1 protein-coding gene, 1 pseudogene and 1 riboswitch are annotated in these 1,607 nt (G+C 47.0%); the gene and the pseudogene both read right to left on the bottom strand.

Features of this window, described 5'->3' with window-relative positions; genetic code table 11:
* Positions 1–1,065 (bottom strand): 5-methyltetrahydropteroyltriglutamate--homocysteine S-methyltransferase (locus tag ACWHAR_RS20785; protein ID WP_452087692.1); only part of this gene is annotated, 1,065 nt, incomplete at its 3' end.
* Positions 1,066–1,142: 77 nt separating this feature from the next.
* A riboswitch (SAM riboswitch) is annotated at positions 1,143–1,249 on the bottom strand.
* 68 nt (positions 1,250–1,317) lie between these two features.
* Positions 1,318–1,607: pseudogene (locus ACWHAR_RS20780) on the bottom strand (5-methyltetrahydropteroyltriglutamate--homocysteine S-methyltransferase); the annotation flags it as partial.

Here is a 1,607-nt window from a genome sequence, read left to right as displayed (position 1 = left end):
GTTGCCTTCCTCAGTTGAAGCAAATCCACATTGAGGGCTGAGGCAAAGCTGGTCTAAGCTTACATAACGGGACGCTTCTTCGATACGGCGTTTCACGTCATCCGGATGTTCAAGCTCACCGAATTTAGATGTCACTAAGCCAAGAACAAGCTGAAGATCAGACCGTTTTACGTAACGGAGCGGCTCAAATCCGCCTGAGCGTGAATCATCATACTCTAAAAAAAGTCCGTCAAGATTCAAGCCGTCAAAGATGGTTTCGGCTGCTGCGTCATAGCCGCCTTCCGCTGTCCAAGTGGACTGGAAGTTGCCGCGGCAAATATGCATGGTTACCGTCAAGTCATCCGGGCGGTCTGCAATCGCGTCGTTAATCGATTTCGCAAACAGCTGGCGAAGCTCATCAGGCGTTGTTCCGAACGCTTCGATTTGTTTTAAGCCTTTTTCTGATAAGAAAACGGCCCACGCTGTATCATCAAGCTGGAGGTAGCGGCAGCCTCTGTCATAAAACGCTTGAATCGCTTTTTTATATGCTTTGGATACATCATGCTGGAAAAGGTGATAGTCGTTTTTGTATGCACCTTTTTCCAATTTTCCGCGGAAAAACAGCATATTCGGGCTTGGAATCGTCATCTTTGGCGTCGCGTCACCGGCAATGCTATGGAGAAATGAGTAATCTTCAAGCATTGGGTGAGTTGAAAAGTCGATATCACCTGTGACTTTAATGCCGCGTGCTTTTGTCTGTACGTTATGGAATTGAATGCCTTGCTCAGGAGTAAACGGCTCAACGCCATCTAAGTTTTCCAGGAAATCAAAGTGCCACCATGCTCTGCGGAATTCACCGTCTGTCACGACGTTCAGGCCGGTTTCCTTCTGTTTTTCCACAATGCGGATAATTTCATCGTTTTCGATCTGGCGAAGCTGCTCAGCCGTAATATCGCCGGCCGCTTTTTGCAGCCGCGCTTTTTTAACGGGCTCAGATCTCAACAGGCTTCCGACTTGATCCGCGCGAAACGGCGGTTTTTTTCTTTGAAGTGATTTTTGTTCTGCGGGTGTTGTTTGTTGTGACATGTTGTCCATTCCTTCTTTCCATTCAAATGTAAAAAAGCTCTTCCTTTGGATAAGGAAGAGCTTGCGTGACAATCTCAACCTTATCTTCAAGAGCAATCATTGCTCTAAAGGATTTAGCACCATTCTGTTAAACAGCGGTTGCCGGGTATCGCAGGGCCAGTCCCTCCACCTCTCTTGATAAGGAAAACCTTTTTATGAAATTTTCTGATAGTATCTATTATTCACACATTTTCTATTTCTGTCAATGATAGATTATCTCCACACATCGTTGGCAATGTCGATGACATGGCGAAGCTTTGCCCATTGCTGCTCCTCTGTCAGAAGGTTGCCTTCTTCTGTAGAGGCGAAACCGCACTGCGGGCTCAGGCATAGCTGGTCCAAGCTGACAAAACGCGCGGCTTCATTGATACGGCGTTTCACATCCTCAGGATTTTCAAGCTCGCCGTATTTCGATGTGATCAAGCCGAGCACAATTTGCAGATCCTTGCGCTTCACAAAACGGAGCGGATCAAAGTTTCCGGAGCGGTCATCATCGTATTCCA

This window comes from Bacillus sp. LR--39 (genome assembly GCF_053613335.1).
The sequence above is the reverse complement of the archived record's forward strand: the minus strand, read 5'-3'. Positions and strand labels throughout refer to the sequence as shown.